Origin of the sequence: Faecalibacter bovis (genome assembly GCF_017948305.1) — a bacterium.
Classification (GTDB): domain Bacteria; phylum Bacteroidota; class Bacteroidia; order Flavobacteriales; family Weeksellaceae; genus Empedobacter; species Empedobacter bovis.
Window position 1 is genome coordinate 358,013 of record NZ_CP072842.1, and the last position, 23,000, is coordinate 381,012.

Annotated in this window: 15 protein-coding genes and 6 tRNA genes; 11 read left to right on the forward strand and 10 right to left on the reverse strand. The window is 31.8% G+C overall.

Annotated features, from left to right (window positions below; all coding sequences use genetic code 11):
- Window positions 1-107: 107 nt before the first annotated feature.
- From J9309_RS01800 to J9309_RS01830, 7 genes are all read left to right on the forward strand, one after another.
- On the forward strand, window positions 108-1,013 hold the full coding sequence (locus J9309_RS01800) for a lysylphosphatidylglycerol synthase transmembrane domain-containing protein (RefSeq protein WP_230476746.1): 906 nt from the start codon (window positions 108-110) through the stop codon (window positions 1,011-1,013).
- 124 nt (window positions 1,014-1,137) lie between these two features.
- Window positions 1,138-1,212 (forward strand) — tRNA-Val (locus J9309_RS01805).
- Window positions 1,213-1,254: 42 nt separating this feature from the next.
- Window positions 1,255-1,329 (forward strand) — tRNA-Val (locus J9309_RS01810).
- A 43-nt stretch (window positions 1,330-1,372) separates the two neighbouring features.
- Window positions 1,373-1,447: transfer RNA gene (locus J9309_RS01815), tRNA-Val, on the forward strand.
- A 42-nt stretch (window positions 1,448-1,489) separates the two neighbouring features.
- Window positions 1,490-1,564 (forward strand) — tRNA-Val (locus tag J9309_RS01820).
- A 43-nt stretch (window positions 1,565-1,607) separates the two neighbouring features.
- A tRNA-Val gene (locus J9309_RS01825) sits at window positions 1,608-1,682 on the forward strand.
- Between the two features lie 43 nt (window positions 1,683-1,725).
- Window positions 1,726-1,800, forward strand: a tRNA-Val gene (locus J9309_RS01830).
- Between the two features lie 36 nt (window positions 1,801-1,836).
- Here the strand turns inward: J9309_RS01830 and J9309_RS01835 are convergent.
- Genes J9309_RS01835 through ileS form a run of 4 tightly spaced genes read right to left on the reverse strand, consistent with a single transcriptional unit; the run spans window position 1,837 to window position 6,800 of the window.
- Complete coding sequence (locus tag J9309_RS01835; protein ID WP_230476747.1) at window positions 1,837-2,298, reverse strand: hypothetical protein; 462 nt, start codon at window positions 2,296-2,298, stop codon at window positions 1,837-1,839.
- 50 nt (window positions 2,299-2,348) lie between these two features.
- Window positions 2,349-2,993, reverse strand: coding sequence for a lipoprotein signal peptidase (locus tag J9309_RS01840; RefSeq protein ID WP_230476748.1), 645 nt, complete (start codon window positions 2,991-2,993; stop codon window positions 2,349-2,351).
- A 9-nt stretch (window positions 2,994-3,002) separates the two neighbouring features.
- Window positions 3,003-3,386, reverse strand: a complete 384-nt coding sequence (locus J9309_RS01845; RefSeq protein ID WP_230476749.1) for a TraR/DksA family transcriptional regulator — start codon at window positions 3,384-3,386, stop codon at window positions 3,003-3,005.
- 6 nt (window positions 3,387-3,392) lie between these two features.
- Window positions 3,393-6,800, reverse strand: a complete 3,408-nt coding sequence (ileS, locus tag J9309_RS01850; protein ID WP_230476750.1) for an isoleucine--tRNA ligase — start codon at window positions 6,798-6,800, stop codon at window positions 3,393-3,395.
- A gap of 213 nt (window positions 6,801-7,013) precedes the next feature.
- Here ileS and J9309_RS01855 point away from each other — a divergent pair, with 213 nt between their 5' ends.
- Genes J9309_RS01855 through J9309_RS01865 form a run of 3 tightly spaced genes read left to right on the forward strand, consistent with a single transcriptional unit; the run spans window position 7,014 to window position 10,456 of the window.
- Complete coding sequence (locus J9309_RS01855; RefSeq protein ID WP_230476751.1) at window positions 7,014-8,633, forward strand: DUF4836 family protein; 1,620 nt, start codon at window positions 7,014-7,016, stop codon at window positions 8,631-8,633.
- The gene (locus J9309_RS01860; protein WP_230476752.1) at window positions 8,620-9,264 is read left to right on the forward strand and encodes an ATP-binding cassette domain-containing protein; all 645 of its coding nucleotides are present in this window, start codon (window positions 8,620-8,622) and stop codon (window positions 9,262-9,264) included. Before J9309_RS01855 ends, J9309_RS01860 begins: the two co-directional genes overlap by 14 nt.
- Entirely contained in the window at window positions 9,248-10,456 is a 1,209-nt protein-coding gene (locus tag J9309_RS01865; RefSeq protein ID WP_230476753.1) for an FtsX-like permease family protein, read from the forward strand. Before J9309_RS01860 ends, J9309_RS01865 begins: the two co-directional genes overlap by 17 nt.
- 55 nt (window positions 10,457-10,511) lie before the next feature.
- Here J9309_RS01865 and J9309_RS01870 read toward each other — a convergent pair whose 3' ends face one another.
- From J9309_RS01870 to J9309_RS01885, 4 genes are all read right to left on the reverse strand, one after another.
- Window positions 10,512-11,159 carry a porin family protein gene (locus J9309_RS01870; RefSeq protein ID WP_230476754.1) on the reverse strand — a complete coding sequence of 216 codons (648 nt, stop codon included), beginning with the start codon at window positions 11,157-11,159 and terminating at the stop codon, window positions 10,512-10,514.
- A gap of 160 nt (window positions 11,160-11,319) precedes the next feature.
- Entirely contained in the window at window positions 11,320-11,814 is a 495-nt protein-coding gene (locus J9309_RS01875; protein WP_230476755.1) for a hypothetical protein, read from the reverse strand.
- Window positions 11,815-12,079: 265 nt separating this feature from the next.
- Window positions 12,080-12,607, reverse strand: a complete 528-nt coding sequence (locus tag J9309_RS01880) for a hypothetical protein (protein ID WP_230476756.1) — start codon at window positions 12,605-12,607, stop codon at window positions 12,080-12,082.
- A 205-nt stretch (window positions 12,608-12,812) separates the two neighbouring features.
- Window positions 12,813-16,409 (reverse strand): glycosyltransferase family 117 protein, encoded by a 3,597-nt coding sequence (locus tag J9309_RS01885; RefSeq protein WP_230476757.1) that lies wholly within the window; start codon window positions 16,407-16,409, stop codon window positions 12,813-12,815.
- A 119-nt stretch (window positions 16,410-16,528) separates the two neighbouring features.
- On the opposite strand from J9309_RS01885, the gene guaB reads away from it, so the two are divergent.
- Entirely contained in the window at window positions 16,529-17,989 is a 1,461-nt protein-coding gene (gene guaB / locus J9309_RS01890) for an IMP dehydrogenase (protein WP_230476758.1), read from the forward strand.
- Between the two features lie 132 nt (window positions 17,990-18,121).
- Here the strand turns inward: guaB and J9309_RS01895 are convergent, their stop codons facing one another.
- Both J9309_RS01895 and J9309_RS01900 read right to left on the reverse strand, forming a co-directional pair.
- A complete protein-coding gene (locus tag J9309_RS01895; protein WP_230476759.1) occupies window positions 18,122-19,711 on the reverse strand; it encodes a SusD/RagB family nutrient-binding outer membrane lipoprotein in 1,590 nt (529 codons plus the stop codon).
- An 11-nt stretch (window positions 19,712-19,722) separates the two neighbouring features.
- Window positions 19,723-22,899 (reverse strand): SusC/RagA family TonB-linked outer membrane protein, encoded by a 3,177-nt coding sequence (locus J9309_RS01900; RefSeq protein WP_230476760.1) that lies wholly within the window; start codon window positions 22,897-22,899, stop codon window positions 19,723-19,725.
- Window positions 22,900-23,000: the final 101 nt, after the last annotated feature.

The window sequence follows — 23,000 nt, forward strand, 5'->3', positions numbered from 1 at the left end:
AAATCTAAAATTTTAAACAAAACTAAGGAATATCAAACAATTAATTGAATTGAAATATTTTTTGAAAGGATTATTGTAGAAACTATACATTTGTATTTGAATATTGAATGAATAACACATTGAATCAAAAAACTAAAAAATATATCGTTACAGGATTAAAACTTGCCATCAGTTTTATCTTAATCTATTATGTATTTTTTATCAAATTACATATTTTCGACATCTTAGCAAATTATAAAAATGCCAACTGGTTTTATATAGCAGTTGCAATTATACTTTATATTTTATCACAAGCATTATCAGTATTTAGATTAGATTATTACTTCAGAGACATTGATTTAGACTTATCCTATATTTCTAATGTGCGCTTATACTTCTTAGGCATGTTTTATAACACGTTTGTTCCTGGCGGAATTGGTGGAGATGCTTATAAAGTCTACGTGTTGAATAAGAATTATAAAATAAGTTTAAAAGAAATATCACAGGCAGTATTTTTAGATAAAATCATTGGTTTATGTGCCATGCTGCTAATTATTATTTTTCTAGTTTATTTCTCCAATCTTACAGATATTCCAATCATACAATATGGAGCATTAGGAAGTTCATTGATAGGATTTATTGCTGTTCCAATAATATTAGGAATTATTTTCCCAAAACATAAGAAAACGTTCTTCAATTCAATGATCTATTCAATTGTTTTACAATTAATACAAGTTGGTATGTTATATTTTGTGTTAGAAGGATTAAATATTCAACCAGAAAATTTCAGCATTTATTTATTGATATTTTTATTTTCTGGTATATTATCCATAATCTCATTTAGTGGTTTTGGTATTCGAGAAGTCGTATTTATGTATGCCGCTAATCGATTTAATTTTGATGAAACATTAGCAACAAGTGCTGCTTTTATGTTCTCTGTTATTACAATTTCAATTGCTTTTATCGGTATCATTTACTTATTTAAAGGTGTAAAAATTGAAGAGAAGAAAAAAAGTATTAAAATTTCAAATTAAATTTTAAAAATATACTACTGAAATAAAATCAGTTAAGAACGAACCTGAAAAATTTATTGATTTTTTTCAATTCAAGTATTTGGATTATTCAAAAACAGCCCTATATTTGCAATCCAATAACGAAGGTCCCTTAGCTCAGTTGGTTCAGAGCACCTGCCTTACAAGCAGGGGGTCACTGGTTCGAATCCAGTAGGGACCACAAAAAGACAGTAGAAAGTCTTACAAAACAAATTCTAAACAAGGTCCCTTAGCTCAGTTGGTTCAGAGCACCTGCCTTACAAGCAGGGGGTCACTGGTTCGAATCCAGTAGGGACCACGAAAAGACAATAGAAAGTCTTTCTAATCAAATTCTAAAACAAGGTCCCTTAGCTCAGTTGGTTCAGAGCACCTGCCTTACAAGCAGGGGGTCACTGGTTCGAATCCAGTAGGGACCACGAAAAGACAATAGAAAGTCTTTCTAATCAAATTCTAAACAAGGTCCCTTAGCTCAGTTGGTTCAGAGCACCTGCCTTACAAGCAGGGGGTCACTGGTTCGAATCCAGTAGGGACCACGAAAAGACAGTAGAAAGTCTTTCTAATCAAATTCTAAAACAAGGTCCCTTAGCTCAGTTGGTTCAGAGCACCTGCCTTACAAGCAGGGGGTCACTGGTTCGAATCCAGTAGGGACCACGAAAAGACAGTAGAAAGTCTTTCTAATCAAATTCTAAAACAAGGTCCCTTAGCTCAGTTGGTTCAGAGCACCTGCCTTACAAGCAGGGGGTCACTGGTTCGAATCCAGTAGGGACCACGAAAAAATCCTTTCAAGTAATCTTGAAAGGATTTTTTATTTTAAGCTATTTTGTAATTCTTTCAATAATTTAAGATTTTTTTCATGATTAATACTAAAAGTCAGTACTATCCTATTTAAACTACTGTTTTCTATTATTATCTTACCTTCTTCATTTCCTATTTCTAAATTTATCAATCTAAAATTAAATATTGAAGTCGATTCTATTTCTTGATTAATAATTAATTTAACAGCCGAATATCCACTTCCATTAATCAAACCTCTTGTTTTTAATAACCATATTCCATTTATTGCTTGGCCTATTTTTAAATAATCCGCTTTAGAATTGAACGTTGAAATTAATCCTTGAGATTCTATCTTAGTTAATATTTTTAAATCAGTAGTTTCTTTTAGAATATCTACATCTAATTCATTATTCACTTTTAGCTTAGCTCTTATTATCATAAAAGCCAGTAAAATCCCTATTAAACTAATAAAACAAGTTAGTAATATTTCCATAGAACAAACATAAAAAAATCCCTCACAATTACTTGTAAGGGATTTATATTTTAAAACTTCATTTTCTCACCAGTATCGGTAATAAAAGCTTTGTTTCTAAAAATAAATAAGGCAAAACCACCGATTGAAATTGCGGTATCTGCAATATTAAAAACAGGCTGAAAAAACTTGTAATGTTGACCTCCTACAAATGGAACCCAACTTGGCCAATTAAATTCAACCAAAGGGAAATAAAGCATATCTACGACGCAACCAGTTAGCCAACCAGAATAACCTGAAAAATTCATTTCAGCTAAGCCTGGATATCCAACCCATCCACCGAACATGGTATCCCAAGTAGTTCCTTTATCGAACATTACTCCATAAAAAACGCAATCTATTACGTTTCCTATTGCACCTGCTAAAACTAATGCTGCAGGAACAAGAAAATAATTATTCGATATTTTCTTCGCCCAATCTCTAATTAGGTGAATAATAAAACCAATTAAAATAACGCGTAAAACCGTTAAAACAATTTTCCCTGTAACACCACCAAACTCCATTCCGTATGCCATCCCTGGATTTTCTACGAAGGCGATTTTGAACCAGCTAAACACCTCAACATCCTCGCCTAAGTAAAAATTAGTTTTGACATAAATTTTTGATAATTGATCTAAAATTATGACCAATAAAGTAATCAAAAAGACTTTCTTCAAAATATTTTTTTAACGTTGTAAATTTTTCGCTTCGATACTTAAAGTTGCGTGTGGAACTAATTTTAAACGTTCAGGATTAATTAATTTTCCTGTTACACGACAAATTCCGTACGTTTTGTTCTCGATGCGAATTAATGCATTTTTTAAATCTCTGATAAATTTTTCTTGACGTGAAGCTAATTGAGCATTTTGCTCTTTGCTCATTGTTTCAGAACCTTCTTCAAAAGCTTTGAATGTTGGTGATGTATCATCCGTACCATTCGAACTATCATTCATATAAGCTTCTTTTAAAAGTTCATAATCGCGAATTGCTTGATCCAATTTATCTTGAATTAATGCTCTAAACTCTTCTAATTCCTTATCAGAGTATCTCACTCTTTCGTCTGTAGTCATAAGCGTTTACTTTTTTAGTACCGCAATAACTGTTTCTATTCCATTAATTTCAACTGCGTGACCATTTTCAACCGAATCAACTATTTCTAGTACTTCAGTTAATGTTTCCGAACAGATGTAATCTTTGTTTTTCTCAACAGCTTTTACGATAGGTTCATCATTTTTTAATAATAGTATTATTTTGTCGGTTACTTCTAGTCCTGTTTCCTTACGTAAATTTTGAACACGATTCACAATTTCGCGCGCAATTCCTTCGTTGATTAATTCTTCAGATAATTGTATGTCTAAAGCTACTGTTAAAGTAGAATTAGATGCTACAGTCCAACCTGGAATATCTTTAGTAGAAATTTCAAAATCTTCTAGTTCTAAAGTATAAGTTTTATTGTCGATTACCAAATCAATTTTACCTTCAGTTTCTAATTTAACAATTTCGTCATTTGACAATTGTGTGGTAGCAACTGAAATAGCTTTCATTTCTTTACCAAACTTAGGTCCTAATGTTTTAAAATTAGGTTTAATTGATTTAACCAATAAACTAGAAGCTTCTTCGTTTGTTAATAATTGAATTTCTTTAACGTTAACCTCTTGTTTTAATAATTCTGTAATTGATTCTAATTTTTGTTTCATCGAATCATTTAATACAGGAATAATTACTTTTTGTAATGGTTGACGTACTTTCATATCACTTAATTTACGAAGTGATAAAATCATACTTGTTGCTGTTTGCGCTAAATGAGTTTGCTCTTCTAAATCTGATTTGATTAACGATTCATCCACAGTTGGGAATAATGCTAAGTGTACAGATTCAGCAGCATTTTTACCAGTTGCAGCATTTAAGTCTTTGTACAAACGATCCATAAAGAATGGTGCGATTGGAGATCCTAAAATAGCAACAGTTTCTAATACTGTATATAAAGTTTGGTATGCAGATATTTTATCTTTTGAGTACTCTCCTCTCCAGAAACGTCTTCTTGATAAACGAATGTGCCAGTTAGATAAATTATCGATAACGAATTCTTGAATTGCACGAGCCGCTTTTGTTGGTTCGTATTCTGCTAAATAAGCATCAACTTTTTTCGTTAAAGTATTTAATTCTGATAAAATCCATTGGTCTAATTCTGCACGTTCTTCTACAGGAATTTCTTCTTCAGCATATGTAAATCCATCAACATTTGCGTATAAAGCAAAGAATGAATAAGTGTTATATAACGTTCCGAATAATTTACGACGAACCTCATCAACACCTACTAAATCGAATTTTAAGTTTTCCCATGGTTGAGCATTAGCAATCATGTACCAACGCGTAGCATCAGGCCCATAAGTAGCTAAAGTATCAAAAGGATCAACAGCATTTCCTAAACGTTTAGACATTTTTTGTCCATTCTTATCTAAAACTAATCCATTAGACACAACATTTTTGTATGCTTTAGAATCGAAAACTAATGTTCCAATTGCATGTAAAGTATAGAACCAACCACGCGTTTGATCTACCCCTTCTGCAATGAAATCAGCAGGATACATTGTTCCGTTGTCGATTAATTCTTTGTTCTCGAATGGATAGTGAACTTGTGCATAAGGCATCGCTCCTGAATCGAACCAAACGTCGATTAAGTCAGATTCGCGTTTCATTGGTTTTCCTGAAGCAGAAACTAAAGTGATTTCATCCACTACATTTTTGTGTAAGTCGATTAAATCATAGTTATCTTCAGACATATTTCCAACTTCGAAAGATTCGAAAGGATTTGTTGTCATAAAACCAGCTGCGATAGATTTCTCAATTTCAGCAACTAATTCTTCAACAGAACCAACAACTGTTACTTCATCACCTTCTTCAGTTCTCCAAATTGGTAATGGAATACCCCAGTAACGAGAACGAGATAAATTCCAGTCATTTACATTTTCTAACCAATTTCCGAAACGACCTTCACCAGTAGCTTTTGGTTTCCAGTTAATTTCTTGATTTAATTCAACCATACGATCTTTCACCTCAGTTACTTTAATGAACCAAGAATCTAATGGGTAATATAAAATTGGTTTGTCAGTACGCCAACAATGTGGGTAACTGTGTTTGTATTTTTCAACTTTGAAGGCTTGGTTGCGCTCTTTTAATAAAATTGCGATTTCAACATCAACCGATCTTTCTGGTTCTTGCCCTTCATCGTAGTATTCGTTTTTAACGTATTTTCCTCCGAAACCTTCACCTAAAGACTCAACGAAACGACCTTGTAAATCTACTAATGGAACAGCATTACCGTTTGCATCTAAAATTAACATGGCTGGAACACCTGCATCTTTCGCAACTTTAGCATCATCTGCACCAAAAGTAGGCGCTGTATGAACGATACCTGTACCGTCTTCTGTTGTAACGAAATCTCCAGGAATAACTTGGAATGCTTTGTCAGCATCTTCAAATGGTAAAGCCCATGGTAATAATTGTTCGTATTGAGCTCCAACTAAATCAGCTCCTTTGTATTCAGCTAAAATACGGTAAGGAATTGTTTTGTTTCCTGCTGCATAAACTGTGAAATCTTCTTCAGTTTCTGCTAAGAAATATGGTTTATTAAATTGTTTTCCTAACAATGGTTTTGCTAAGATTACTTTTATTGGTTCGAATGTATATTGGTTGAAAGTTTCAACTAAAACGTAATCAATTTTTGGTCCTACTGTTAAGGCTGTATTCGAAGGTAAAGTCCAAGGAGTTGTTGTCCAAGCTAAGAAATAAACATCTCCATCAACATCTTTTAATAAATCTGAAGATTCTTTCTTTGCTTTGAATTGAGCTACAATTGTTGTGTCAGTAACATCTTTATAAGTTCCTGGTTGATTTAACTCGTGAGAAGATAAACCAGTACCTGCTTTTGGCGAATATGGTTGGATTGTGTAACCTTTGTATAATAAATCTTTATTATAAATTTGTTTCAATAACCACCAAACTGACTCCATGTATTTAGGCTTGTAAGTAATATATGGATCATCCATATCAACCCAATACCCCATTTTTTCAGTTAAATCATTCCACAAATCTGTGTAACGCATAACTGTATTTTTACAAGCTTCGTTATATTCAGTAATCGAAATTTTAGTACCAATATCTTCTTTAGTAATACCTAATTCTTTTTCAGTACCTAATTCAACTGGTAAACCATGAGTATCCCAACCTGCTTTACGAAAAACTTGTTTTCCTTTCAACGTTTGGTAACGACAAAAAATATCTTTGATTGAACGTGATAAAACATGGTGAATTCCTGGCTTTCCGTTTGCTGAAGGTGGACCTTCGTAGAAAACGTATGAATCATTCCCTTCACGAGATGTAATACTTTTCTCAAAAACATTATTTTCTTTCCAATCTTGTAAAGTATCATGTGCGACTTGTACTAAGTCTAAGTGCTTATATTCTTTGAATTTATTTGCCATGAATTCTGAGTTTATTTCTTTCTAAATCAAGGTTTGCGAATATAAGGAAAATTGCGCAATTATGATAAAAAAAGGGCTTTTTATATTGTTTTGGGATATCCCATTTTAAAATTAAAAATATTTAGATGATTTACTTGAAATTCTTTAATTATTAGCGAAATATTTTAGCAATTTTGTAGTATCTATAAAAAATCTAATAAATCTCTTACGAATATGAGAAAATTATTGAATGTGATAATGTTTACTTTCCTGCTGTTACAACTTTTAAGTTGTGGGAATAAGAAAGATTATGTTGAAATGATTCCAGCAGACTCTGATTTTGTCATCCAATTAAACCCAAAAACGATAGCTCAAAAAGGAAATTTTAAAAATATCAGTCAGTATAATGTAGCTGAATTAGCGCTGAATGAAATTAATAATACTGATCCTGAGTTAAAAGAATTGATCAATTCAATTAAAAAATCTCCAACTGAAGCTGGTTTAGATATTATCTCGCCAATTTACATTTTTGGTAAAAAGGTGAATAATAAAACTATTGTTACGCTATCCATGAATATGAATAGCAAAAGCGATTTTGAGAATCATTTAAAAACGATTTATAAATCCATCTACAACCAAGAAATTTCTTTTACTGATGAAAATAATTACACCTTCATCAATGGAAATAAAAAACCATACATCGCTTGGAATAAAAATCAATTTTTCTTTATTGCTGGAGAATACGGAACTTCTACAACAACTTTAAATACTTTTTTTGAAAAATTAATAAAAAATGAAAATTCATTAATTGATAATATAAGTTTTGAAGATTTCATTAAAAATACACAAGATGTAAACATTTGGTATACTGGAAATTTCACTCAATATTTTGCTAAAAATTCAAGCCAAAATCCAAATGAATTAGATTTAACAAAAAGTTCATGGGCGACTTATCTTTCTTTTAATGATAATAATATCAGTTTTACGCAAAAATTTCATCCAGATCCAGCTACAAAAATCGAATTAGAAAAACGACCAATGTGGAAATCTAAAATCAATACCGATTTTTATAAATATTTCCCTGAAAGAAGTTATGCGAATTTTTCTATTGGTGTATATCCATCAAATACACGAAGCGTATTAAATAATTATAATTTGTTATCAGATTTTTTTACTGAATATAATATTGATGTTAAAACTTTAGAACAATCTTTCGAAGGTGAGGCTTTACTTAGCATTTTTGATTTTGAAGCTGCTAAAACTTTCAGTGTAAATGACTATTTCGGTAAAAAAGAAACTTTTGAAAAAAAGATTATTATTCCACAATTTATTTTAGCTGGTAAAATGAAGGACAAAAATTTTTATCAACATTTTATTTCAAATTTCAGAAATGGAATTACAACGCATGGAAATTATCACGTGCTAAAAATAAATTCAACGCAAAATATTTATTTCGCTTACAATCATAACATTATGTTTATCACGAATAATCAAATTCAGATTAATAATTTTGTTTTGAACCGTGTAAGTAAAAATAATTTTGTTCAATCGCCATTTTCAGCCGGAGCTAAAAATTCGATGTTTGCTAATGTTAATTTAAACTTTGAAGATTATCCGATCGAAGTAAAACAATATTTTCTTCAGAATTCACCTATTCCGGTAACAAATGAAATAGAAAAATTTATCAATCAATTTTCTAAATTAGAAATTAATGTAACAGATGAATACACTAAAACTGGAAAGTTGCATCTTAAAAATAATAACGTAAATACGTTAGAAACACTATTATTATTTTTAGACCAAACCTATTCAGTTTATTCAAATCCAGGAATTTTATCAAATGGAAAAAATTAAAATAAATAAAGTCATTCCACACCCACTTAAAGATTTTGGTTTTAGCGAATCTGAACTTTGGGACAAAGAATTGGTTTTCGAAAAAGGTAAATATTATCAAATTGTAGCACATTCTGGAATCGGAAAATCAACATTAATCAACATCATTTATGGTGATAGAAATGATTATGACGGAAATGTTTTATTTGATGGTCAAAATATTTCAGCATTAAATTCTAAAAATTGGAATGAGATCAGAAAAACAAAAATTTCTTATGTTTTTCAAGGTTTACATCTTTTTGAAGAATTGACACTTTTAGAAAATATTCAACTAAAAAATGGATTAACCAATCATGCCAGTGAAAATGAGATTAAAAATTGGATTGAAGTGGTTGGATTATCAAAACATTTGAATCAAAAAGCTGTGCATCTTTCTTATGGGCAAAGGCAACGAATTGCTGTAATTAGAGCTTTTTGTCAAACATTTGATTTTATCCTTTTAGATGAGCCTTTTAGCCATTTAGACCAGATCAATCAAACGCTATTATTGGATTTAATCATCAATGAAGCGAAGAAAAATAATGCAGGAATTATACTAACAAGTTTGCAAACAATAGAAGATCAAAGATTAAATCATGTCATTAACCTCTAACCAACTTTTACAAAAAATTGTTCGTAAAGAAATCAGTTTTACGCGAATGATTACTTTTTTTATTTTCACAATTATAGGTTTCTATATTTTGATTTTAGCCAATGTTCTGTATTTTGATTTTGCTAAAAATTTTACAAAAGATAGTTCTATCTGGAAGTCTAATTACATCGTTTTAAACAAAAAAATTTCAGCATTAGGAACTTTAACTGGCAATAAACCTACATTTGATCTAGACGAAATTGAGAATATTAAAAGTCAAAAATTTATAGAAGAAATCGGAACTTTTCAATCCAGTTTATTTCCAGTAAAACTACAAGTTGGTGGCGTTGGTGGAATAAGAGGATTTTCGACAGATTTATTTTTCGAATCAGTTCCTGAACAATTTATTGATGTTGATAACCAGCAATGGAAATGGAAAGAAGGTGATGAAATTATCCCAATTATCATCCCGAAAAGCTATTTAAATCTATACAATTTTGGTTTTGCATCAAGCCAAGGTTTACCTCAAGTTTCGGAAAGTTTATTTACTAAAATTCCGTTTCAATTAGTCATTGGAAAAGGTAATAATCAAAAAGTTTTTCAAGCGAGAATTGTTGATTTTACAACAAAAATTAATACCATTTTAGTTCCTGAAAATTATTTACAATGGGCAAATAAAAATTTCGCTCCAAATGAAATTTCTGAACCTTCCAGAATTATAGTTCAAACTTCTAATAATGGTGATGAAAATTATTCAACATTTTTTGAAGAGCAAAATTATGACATCAATAAAGATGAACTTAAAAATAACGAATTAACATCTTACCTAAAATTAGCTTTTAGCTTAGTCTTATTAATCGGTGGAATTATCGTTTTTGCGGCAATTTGGCTTATGATAATTAACTTTCAATTATTGATAGAAAAGAACCGAAACAAAATAAAAGATTTATCATTAATTGGATTTTCAAAAACACAACTGAGCAAACCATATCTAAAATTGATGGCTTTTTTCATTTGTCTAGGACTTATCTTTAGTTTACCGCTAGTTTATTATACTATGGAATATATTAAATCTAAAATAGGAAATTTTATAGTGATTGAAAATTCATCATTTATAGAAGTTATACTTGCAAGCATAATTGGATTAATCGGGATTCTATTATTTAACGCAATGATTTTAAATAATACAATTCGTAAAATAATTTCAAATTAAAAAAGGCACTCTATGAGTGCCTTTTTTATTATGTTATAAAATTTATCCTAATTGATTAGAACGAATATCCAACTCCGAAAGTAAATCCGTGATTTTTAGCATCGAAATTAGAATCACTTTTAAAAGTATCTTGTAATCCTAAATAATATCTAGCTCCAACATTTACATTGTCAGTAATGTTGTATCCAATACCACCAACAATTCCGTAATCAACTTTTTCTACGTTGTCTGAGATATCTGTTTTAGTTTCAGAAACTATATTTTCTCCTGCAATATTTGTATCAAATTTTGCTTTATTAGAAGCGTAAATGTTAAATCCTACTTGTGGACCAACTTCAAAATTGAAGCGAGATTCACCTGGGTAAATTTTTAATAAAACAGGTACTTGAATATAATCTAAAGTTGTTGAATTAGAATATGTACGTGTAATGTTTTCGGCATTAATTAATTCGTTTTTATATTTTGCTCCAACTCTAGCGTAATTCACCTCTGGTTGAATAGCAAGTGTTTGATTAATTGGAATATGGTAATATAAACCAGCTGACCAACCTAATTTGTAATCATCATCATTAACATCATCACCTAAAAAAGATGTTACATTAGCACTTGTTTTAATACCTAACTGTGGAGTTTCTGTTTTCTCTTGTGCATTTACACCTACCATACTAACTAACCCTACTGCTACAAAAAATAACTTTTTCATTTTATTAAATTTTTGAATTTAGATTCTATCTACAATTTTCAATACTTATGCCAAAAAATGTTAAACCAAATACAAAACAAATTAAACGACTGCATACCAATAAAATATAAAAGTTGATTATAAATAATATAATCAACTTTTATACACAAAATTTACGTTTTTAGAAATTATAAGCAATTCCTACACCTGTTGAAGCAACTTGATAACCTGTAAATCTTACTGCTTTGTAATGTAAATAAAGATCAAAATCTTCAGAAAAATGATACCCTAATTTTGGAGTAAAGTAATGACTTCCCAAACCTTCTTTCGTTTGGTTAAAAGCATAACCCAAATCTGCGGCGAAGTATAAATCTTGATAAAGATCTAATTCTGCAGTTGCTCCAATCATTAAAAATTGATATCCACGTGAAGATTGAATTTGAGAATCTGATTTTAAAACTGAGTGATCATAACCAACAGAACCTCCTACTCGTAAAAAATCGCATACTTCTCCTAGATAACCTAAAGACACACCAAAGTTAATTGACGAGTCATTTGCTATATGTCCTACAGGCATACCTGCATAAGCATTGACTTGTAAACCAATCTTGTTAGTGTCTTGGCTAAATAAATTTACACCTAAGAATAGTGTAAATACCAATACTAACTTTTTCATAAAACTAACCTAACTAACCTATAACAAAAATATATCTATACTTGATACTTCGCGTAGTAGTTTATAAATTAAATTGATTAAGAATTATAAAAAAACATATAACTAGCTGTTTATAAAACATTAAACACTTATAATGGTTTTATAAATATTTAATTTAACACATCAATAAGCTATATAAAAAACAAAATACCTATTTTTAAGTATTTATTAAACAAAAAAACCACCCTAAAAGGGTGGCTTTTATGAAGTAATACTAATTTTTTTATTAAAATTTGTAAGCGAAACCTACAGAAACCGCATTGAATTTGTAATCAACGTAGTCGTTGTTTTCTGGTCCTGCACTGATTCCTTTATAACCTGCGTATAAATCCCAAGTTGCTGCTGAATAACCTACTTTTGGTTGGTAGAATAAACCACCTTCTAACCCATCAGTTGTAGCGAAAGCATAACCTAAATCAGCACCAATAAATAAGTTGTTGTTAAACTCATATTTTGCTGTAGCAGCTAATGGAATAAATCCATAATCTTCACCTTCGTTAGTAAAAACTTGTCCAGCAACTACGTAATCATAATCCTTACCAATGAAGTGATCATATCCTACTTTAGCTCCTAACTTGAAGTTATCTGCTACTGGGTGTAAGTATGCTAAATCTACTCCAATATTGAAAGAAGAAACATCTGAAGTATCTCCTACTGGGATACCAACATGTACTGTACCTTCAACTCCTGTTTGTGCATTAACTCCTACTAAACCAACTGCTGCGAAAGCAGCTGCAAAAAATAACTTTTTCATGTTCTTTATAATTAATTTTTTAAATCTATTTAATTGTAATCTTAATTATGATTACACAATATACTTTTCAAGTAGTGTGCCAAAATTCACAAAATTGTCAACATTTTTTAAAAAACCTAATTAAACAGGGCGCTAAGAGCTAAATATTAATCAATTAAAAAAGGGATTCTATACAGAATCCCTTTTAAAAATTTATAGTTTTTTGTTACTGACCAACAATTTTATATAAAATATCTTGCTGTTTTTTAGCATAAATTGTATCAACTTCTGCAGCTACACCAATTAAATCATTTAAGAAATTTAATTGATTCATCAATCTCGTTTCTTCATTTGGATCAACTTTTCCGTCTGCGATAACTTCTTTATACATTGTTTCAAATTCTGCTTTTAAAGGTGCAAAATCTTTCTCGAAACGAGCTAAAGCTTTTTGTTTTTCACCTTTTTCAGAAATTGCAGAAACTTCATTAAACAGAGCCATCATGATATCACTTTTTGCACTTGCAACATCTCTCGACACTGTATTTCTATTTCCTATTGATAACGTATTAAAGAAATTAATTTTGTCATTAGAGTTTTTACGCACGTAAGCAAATAAATCTTGAGCTTTCTTATTTTCTCCGGCTTTTAAATATAATCCAGCAATACGGCTTACACCATACCCTACATCATATTGTGTCCAAGCAGGAATATCATTCATTATTTTATCTAACACTTTAATCGCTTCTGCTTTCTTACCTGCTTTTAATAAATCATCAGCCAAACGTACTGCTACATTTCTGTACGAAGAAGTGTAAGCACGTTCTGTAATACTAAATGATGCATTTGGATTCTCGAAACCTGAAGATTTGAATGAATAGAAAATTCTTGATAACTCATTTAAGTTAGATCCTCCAATTACACCGCCTTTTCCAAATTCATTGTAAATAGGAACAAATTTGTAAGTAAGACCCGTATTTTGTAAATAATCATTTAAATAGAATGTATTTGAAGCATCTGAAACTCCACCTCCACTGAAATAAATCGGACGATCCCAGTTGTAATTTGCTAACATTGAAATCATCATTAAATCACTTTTATATAAAGTTGATTTTGTAATATTAATTACGATTTCATCCACCATTTTATCAGCATCTTCTTTTGCAACAATACCGTATTTAATAGCATTAGCTTTATTTACCGGAATTTTAATTTTACTAACTGGTAAGAAATTAACCGGACCAACTTGATAACCAAAATAATCAGCTAACGCTTTTTTAGTCTCAGATTTATTATCTAAAATAAAATCAATAGCTTCTTTCGCCGTCATTGTATCGTTTGTAATAAACTTTTCTAACGGAGCTAAACCTGTATAAACAGATAATATTTGATTTAAATCTAATTCAGGATCAGTTAAGAATTGAGATGCCTGTTCAGGAGTCATTTGAGCTAATTGTGATAAAGCTATTTTTTCTCCATTAGGACCTGTTTTCGTAAATGAATTTAATTGATCAAAAATATTTGCAATCGTACCAGCTACCATGAAGATATTATCATTCGTACCACTTTGGAAATCTGAAGTTTTCAAATTAGTAGGTAAACCAGTTGCATTATAAGTACGGCGCAACAATTGTTCTAAATTCCATGGAGAAGCCGCTAAAGTTAAATTAGCAATCTTCACATCTTCACGGAAATTTTCTGTTTCTTGTAATCCCCATAAAGGATACGTGTCATTATCTCCGTAAACAAATAAAATAGCATTTTTATCTAACGGATTTATGTAGTTGTACGCTAAAGAATAAGCAACTGAACGTTCTGAACGATCATGATCATCCCAATTTTGGAATCCCATTAATACTGGAATTCCTGCTAAAACCGCAATTACCCCACCTGCTAAACCAGGAGTTACTTCTTTCTTTGTAATTTTCTTTAAAGCAAAATAAATACCTTGTACTCCTAACCCACACCAAATAGAAAAGGCAAAAAACGAACTAACTAATGCATAATCACGTTCGCGTGGTTCAAACGGTTTAACAGAAGTATAGATAATGATACCCACACTTGTTAAGAAGAACAACGATAATATTGCCCACCAGTTTACAAAGTTTCTGTTTAATTGAACAAACATTCCGATTAAACCTAAGATTAATGGTAACATGTAATATACATTTGTACCATCATTTTTATATTCTGCTGGTAATATAGATTGATCTCCTAAACGTGGATTATCAATAAATGAGAAACCAGAAATCCAATTTCCTTTCGTTACTTCAAAATTTCCTTCTAAATCATTTTGACGACCAGAGAAATTCCACATAAAATAACGTAAAAACATATAACCAACTTGATAATCTAAGAAGTAGTTTACTTGTTGTGCAAACGTTGGGGGTTCAATATCTAAAATCTCATTATATTTTCTTAAATCAGCAATCTTTAATGATTTTGCTTCTTTACGAGACATTAATTCCGCGTAAGCTTGTTGCGCACCTTCATCATTATAATAAGCTGCGTTTAAAGAAAATTCTGGAAAACCATAAACCGCAGCATAGTTTTCCATTACATTCGGATCTGGATTGAACATTTTAGGGAAAATCTTCATATACTTATCGTTATATACATAATCGATACGATCTGAAACTTTTACATATTGTCCAATTCTATTATCTTTTACATAATCAGCACCTGTTACAACTCTTTCATAATTACCATCAGCATCTTTGTTGATCCCATCATTGGCAATATGAGCTGTATAAGCTGGACCGTACATTACAGGCCATGAACCATATTGTTCACGATTAAAATAATCTAAAACTCCTAAGGCAGTATCAGGATCATTCAAATTCATGTGAGGATTTGCATTCGCACGAATCGGAATAACTAACCAACATGAAAATCCTACTAACATAAAAGTTACACACCAAGAAATGGTATTAACTAACGCAGAACCATATTTTTTTGATAATTTAAATACCGCATATAAAAATCCAATTAATATAACAGACGCTATTATTGAACCTGAATGGAAAGGCATTCCTAAATTATTAACAACATAAATCTCTGTTTTACCAAAGAATGTCATTGATAACGGGAAAATTATTTTGAATGTAAAAGCTAAAATCCCAACTGTTATAATGTTTGCGATGATGAAACTTTTAACACTAAATTTATATTTTCGTGCGTAATAAACGTAACAAACTAAAGGAACCGCAAGTATTGCCATTAAGTGAACACCGATCGAAAGACCAATGAATAAAGCAATCACCACTAACCATTTGTTACCACGTTCAGTATCTGCAACTGGATCCCATTTTGTAATTAACCAAACAATTACAGCTGTAAAGAAAGACGACATAGCGTAAACCTCTCCTTCAACCGCTGAAAACCAAAATGTATCACTAAACATAAAAATTGATGCACCTATAAGGCCACTACCTAAAGTGATTAATTTTTGTGTTTGATTTAAACTAATTGCATCAACAGAAATATTGATATCCTTTTGATTCATGAACATTTTTCGAGCGAAATATGTAATTGTCCAAAACAAAAACAATATTGTTCCCGCACTAAATAATGCTGAAGTTGAATTAATTAAAATAGCATATTTACCTCCGTCACCAAATGATAAACCTGCCCAAACGGCTCCAAACAATTGAAACAAAGCCGCTCCCGGAGCATGTGTAACTCCTAATTTAGCTGAGGAAACAATATATTCCCCACAATCCCATAAACTTAGGTGGCGTTCCATCGTCATCAAATAAACGACAGCTGCTATTGCAAACATTACCCAACCTAAGATATTATTCCATTTTCTGAAATTATTATCCATTTTTCAATAAACTATCTTGCGAAATTAAGGTAAAAATATTGAAAATAATTTAGATTAATTGTTTTTAGGATAATTTGATTTATTAGACAATATGGTTTATATTTGCACTGCAAAAAGCAATGCCTTTAACAGACAAAATACTTCAAACTGGCTATACTTTTGACGATGTGTTATTAGTACCGGCTTTCTCAGAGATTCTACCGAACCAAGTATCTCTACAAACACGATTCACAGACAACATAACCTTAAATGTTCCTATCGTTTCTGCAGCGATGGACACAGTATCAGAAGCTCGTTTAGCGATCGCACTTGCACGTGAAGGTGGATTATCTTTTATCCACAAAAACATGTCAATCGAAGAACAAGCGAATGAAATTGATATGGTTAAACGTTCTGAAAACGGAATGATTTCAGATCCAATTACTTTAACAAGAAAACATACTTTACGTGATGCTGTTGCATTAATGGAAAAATATAAGATTTCTGGTCTACCTGTAATTGAAGAAGATAGAACATTAGTAGGTATAATCACTAATCGTGATATTCGTTACCAAGTTAACTTCGATCAATTGATTGAAGATGTAATGACGAAAGAAAACATTATTACTTCTGGAATTGATACAGATTTATTAAAAGCTAAATCTATTTTATCTCAATATAGAATTGAAAAATTACCAATTGTTGACCAATACAATAAATTAATTGGTTTAATTACAATTAAGGATATTGATAACTTAACAGAATTTCCAAACGCTTGTAAAGATTCTCAAGGTCGTTTACGCGTTGGTGCTGGTGTTGGTGTTGGTGCTGACACTTTAGAACGTGTACAAGCATTAGTAAACAAAGGTGTTGATATTGTTGCCTTAGATTCAGCTCATGGACATTCTGCAGGTGTAATTAACAAAGTTGCAGAAGTTCGTAATGCTTTCCCTCTTTTAGATATTGTAGGTGGAAATATTGTAACTGCTGATGCAGCTAAAGCGTTAATTGATGCTGGAGCAAATGCATTAAAAGTTGGTGTTGGACCAGGATCTATTTGTACAACTCGTGTTGTAGCAGGTGTTGGTGTACCTCAATTATCAGCAATCCACGATGTTTATAACTATGCTAAAACAAGAAACGTTTCGGTTATTGGTGATGGTGGTATCAAGTTATCAGGAGATATTGTAAAAGCAATTGCAGCTGGTGCAAACTTAGTCATGTTAGGAAGTTTATTTGCTGGTACGGATGAAGCTCCAGGAGAAGAAATCATTTTCCAAGGTCGTAAATTTAAAGCATACCAAGGAATGGGTTCTTTAGCAGCGATGAAACGTGGATCTAAAGATCGTTATTTCCAATCAGATGCTAATAAATTAGTTCCTGAAGGAATTGAAGGTCGTGTTCCTCATAAAGGTTCTATTTCAGACGTAGTTTATCAATTATGTGGTGGTTTAAGAGCTGGAATGGGTTACTGTGGTACACCTACTATTCAAGATTTAATTGAAAATGGTAAATTCGTTAAGATTACAGGTGCTGGTTTACATGAATCTCATCCACATGATGTTGTAATTACAAAAGAAGCTCCAAATTATTCTAATTAATAATTTAGCAATATATAAATCAAAGTCGTAGAAATTTCTACGACTTTTTTTATTTTAATAAGCTCACCTCAATAAAAAAGCCTCTCCAATGGAGAGGCTTAATGTTATAATAGATTGACTAAGTCTTTATAATTAACGTGCGAAATATAACTTAGAGTTAATTTCATCACCGTTAGATAATCCAGAAATTGCAGCAGTCCAGTTTGCTCTATTTAATGTTTGTTGAGAAACTGGGTATCTAACACGACCTGGTAAATCTGTAACAACTACATTTCCAGAAATTAATGGTGTAAATACATAAGTTGTTCCGTTAGGACGAGTTCCTGTTTCACCTGGCATTAATAAAATAGAAGTGTTTGGATAACCTGTTCTTCTATATTCGTTCCAAGCTTCGTCAGCATTTCCTAATAAAGTGATGTATTTTTGATTTAATACGTGTTCTTGAGAAGCTGCAGGTAAAGCTGCTACAAACGCATCAATACTTGCTGTATCAACTCCCCATCTCTCCATATTAGCTCTAACACCAGCTTCGTAGTTTGCTTGAGACCATCCGTTAACTTCAGATAAAATAAACTGAACCTCAGCATACTCCATTAATACTTCTCCTTTATTAATTTTTGTGTAATTAGAAGAGAAGAAATTGATAATAGATGTATTTAAGTAAGTTGCATCAGCTGTTGGTTGCCCATAAGGCATACCTGTATACTTAGTTAAATCTGTTGACGTTCCTTCAGAACCAGCTTTAATTGTTTGAACTGTAGCTCCGTGTGGTGCAACAATTTTAAATAAACGAGGATCAAGCCCGTAAGAACCCGTATCACCTTTTAATAATTCAACAAATGTTTGGTTTACGAAGAAATCAGAACGGTTATCTACGTAAAAAGTTTTCCAGAATGGATTTCCTTCCGCGTCAGCAGTTCCAAAAGCATGAATCGCATTATCAGCATTTGATTCAAACACACCACTTGCAATTGCATCTGTAATATGTGTTTGTGCTGCAGGCATTTTAGCTTTTAAACGGTTAGCAATTCTTAAACGTAAAGAGTTAGCGAATTTTTTCCATTTTGCTGCATCACCATCATAAATATTATCACCTCCAGTGAAAACTTTTTCACCTAATACAATTTGCTCAGAAGCTGCTTTTAATTCATTTAATAAATCAGCATAAATTGCTTCTTGAGATGCATATTTTGGAGTTACATAAGTATCAATTTGTAAAGCTTGGAAATCTGGATTTCCTTGTTGACCATAAGACCAGTAAGGCACATCACCAAAGTGTGTTACTAAATTATCAAATGTATAAGCTAACATAATACGGCTAGCTGCAATTTGATTTTGAGGATTACCATAAGCAGCCATTTGAGATGCTGTTGTTGGATTCTCCACTCTTTGGATTATATCTTTATAGTTATTCGCTGAACGATATAAATATGTCCAACCATTTGCAGTTTGAGCATCTCTATATTGATATTTATCTTCTTCTAAATAGTTATTTTGAGAAGAGTATTGCATCCAAGGTAATGACATACGTGCAGACCACCATCCGTCACGTGTATAGTTCATTAAGTATCTGTTAGCCCCATTAAAGATTGTGTAAGTAGGTACAACCTCGGGATTATTATTGTTAACATTGATTTCTTCTAAATCATTATCACAAGAAGTCAAAGTTCCAACTGAAGCTCCTAATAATGTGAATAGAACTAATTTATTTAAAAGTTTCATACGTAATCTAATTAAAATTGTAATTTAAGGTTCATACCGTAAGTTCTAGTCGATGGTAATGATCCACCTTCTAAACCTTGTACATTTCCACTTCCTCCAGCTGCTTGTTCTGGATCGAAGTGTTTATTATCTAACCCCCATGTACCTAAGTTTCTTCCGAATGCAGAAATAACTACATTTGAGAATGGTCCTCTAAATTTCTCTGGGAAAGTATAAGATAAAGTAACCTCTCTTAATTTAATATAGTCTGCATCAAATACGTTTTGTGCTGTTGGTCCTGCATAGTAGTGTCCAAAATAACTATAAGCTGACACATTTCTTGTATTTTGAGCTGTATTAGAAACTGTATATGTTCCGTCTCCGTTATTTACAACAGTTCCAGTAACACCTTCAGCTACAATACCATTTTCACGAACACCGTTTGCTGCAGTTTCTTCTAACATACCTGAATACATACCAAACATATTAGTTACAGAGAAATATTTACCTCCTTGTTGGATATCTAATAATGCAGATAAACTAACGTTTTTGTATTTCACACTATTACGGATACCCATGTTCCAATCTGGAATGATAGATCCTAAGTTTTTAACTGCTGAAGTTAAGTATAAACCATTAGCTCCAACAACTTTGTTACCATCAGCATCATAAATGAAATCTGTACCACGTATTTGTCCATATTTCTCACCTACCATTGCATTTAAAGTAGCTTTGAATGGTGCAGATGCTAATTGTAAAGATTCAACTCCGTCGTATAATTCAACAACCTCATTTTCGTTTTTAGAGAAGTTAACGTTAATTCCCCATTCGAAATCATTTGTACGAACTGGAACAATATTAACCATTGCTTCGATACCTTTGTTTACAGTTTTACCTGCATTTAAGATTTTAGAAGTAACTCCTGTTTCAGCACCAAATGCAACTGGCATAATCAAATCTTCAGTTTCTTCGTTGTAATAAGTTACATCAAAACCAAAACGATTTTTGAACATTTGCATTTCTACACCTACCTCCCAAGAAGTTTTAGTTTCTGGTTTTAAGAATTCATTTTTCTTAGATAATGAAGTCAAGAAATAAGGATCTCCATTAAAGGTTGAACCACTGAACGCAGTGTTCTCGTATGTATCATAAATTTGATGTGGAGACGTATCGTTACCTGTTTGCGACCAACCAGCTCTTAACTTACCAAAGTTTAACCAAGATGCTTCAATCAATTCAGAGAATACTAACGATCCTGTGAAAGATGGATAGAAGTATGAATTATCACCTGCTGGTAAAGTCGAAGACCAGTCATTACGAGCTGTAGCTTCTAAGAAAAAAGTATCCATGAATCCTAAAGACGCACTTGCAAATACAGAGTTTACACGTCTTTTAGATTTTGATGTAGATACAGATGCTTGTTGAGCTGAGTTATTAATAGAGTATAATCCTGGTACAATTAAACCTCCATTTGTACTAGCATTAAATGCAGAATAAGTTTCGTGTCTTCTGTTAACACCCGCAAATGCATTTAAGCTGAAATCACCCCATTTTTTATCTAAGTGTAAACGACCTTCGTAGTTCATTTCAGTACGCTCACGAATATTTTCTGCATATCCAGACTGAGCTTGAGATCCTACTGCAACACGAGAGTTGATGTTTAATGTCGAGTTATCACCATAAACATTACCTACTGCGTATAATCCAGGTAAGATATCATACTTTAATTCGAAATTTCCGTAGAAACGGTCACGTTGATCGTATGAAGTATTTTCGTATAAAATCCAGTAATGGTTATCGTTATAGTTTGGAGTAGCATCATTCCATGCCTTACGGTTCCAAGTTCTTTGTTCTCCAGTACTTGTTTTGTAATGTTTTAAACGATCAAAATCTAATTGAACTTGTCCCCATTGATACAATTTCTGTGGAATAGAATTATCTCCGTATCCGAACTCTGGACGGTTATAACCATTAGTTCTAACGTAAGTAATACCTCCTTTTGCAGTTAATTTATCATTGAATTTTGTTGATAAATTTAAATTAGCCGTAGTTCTTTTTAAACTAGTATTTGGTAAAATACCTGACTGATCTAAATGTGATAACGACATACGTGCTGATGTATTCTCGTAAGATTTAGAGAATGACACAGAGTTTGTATATGCGATACCTGTTTGGTATAAAGTCTTGTAATTATTTTTTGGTGCAGACCATGCTCTAGTTTGTAAGTAATCTTGTGGACGTTCTGGATCAAAAGCATCCCAATGTAAAACTTGTTGACCATCTAAACGTGGACCCCACGAACCATCCATACCGTAATCAACAATCTGGAAATCACGACCGTCAATATTAACTGTTACAAAATCATCAATACCTCCTCCATATAATTGTTGTAATTTTGGTTGAATATTAGTTGATTCGAAAGCAACACCAGTATTGAAAACAATTTCATCTCTACCTTTTTTAGCAGATTTCGTTGTAATCATGATTACCCCGTTATTTGCACGAGAACCGTATAAAGCGGCAGCAGGTCCACCTTTTAATACGTTTACAGACTCTACATCATCTGGGTTAATATCAAAAGATCCATCACCATAATCACGACCTCCACCACCAGTAGATGCTGAAGATGCATTATAGTTAGAGTTATCCATTGGTACTCCATCAACTACAATTAAAGGTCTATTTTCACCCGTTACAGATCCAATACCACGTAAAACAATACGTGCAGATGTACCTAAACCTGAAGGTGAAGTAATTTGTGCTCCCGCAACATTACCTGATAAAGATTGTAAAGCATTTGTCCCACGTCCTTGAGATACGATATCACCTTTTACTTCTTGTGATGCGTAACCTAATGATTTCTTATCTCTTGTAATACCTAAAGCAGTTACTACAGCTTCTCCTAACTCAATATCCTCAGAAGGTTGAAAAGAAACTGTGTAAGAAGTTTCATCACCAACTACAATAGTTTGTGTAGGAAGCCCCATAGATTCCACAAAAATATAGTCTCCTTTATTAGCTTCTACTGAGAATGCACCATTCTCGTCAGTGTAAACTTCTTTACCTCCAGAAGTTTTTACAACTGCATCCATTACTGGAAGACCATCAGCGTCTTTAACAACACCAGTAACAGTTTTTTCTTGCGCATACATAGAAGCACTTAATAGTAATCCTCCAAGTACAAACAAGTTTTTTAAATTTCTCCTCATCTGTTAAAACATTTTTAAAACTTATATAAACTTATGATAAAGTTTAACAACAACAAATTTTTTTTTAATACAAAATGTTAAATTTGTTAAAAAATTCAATA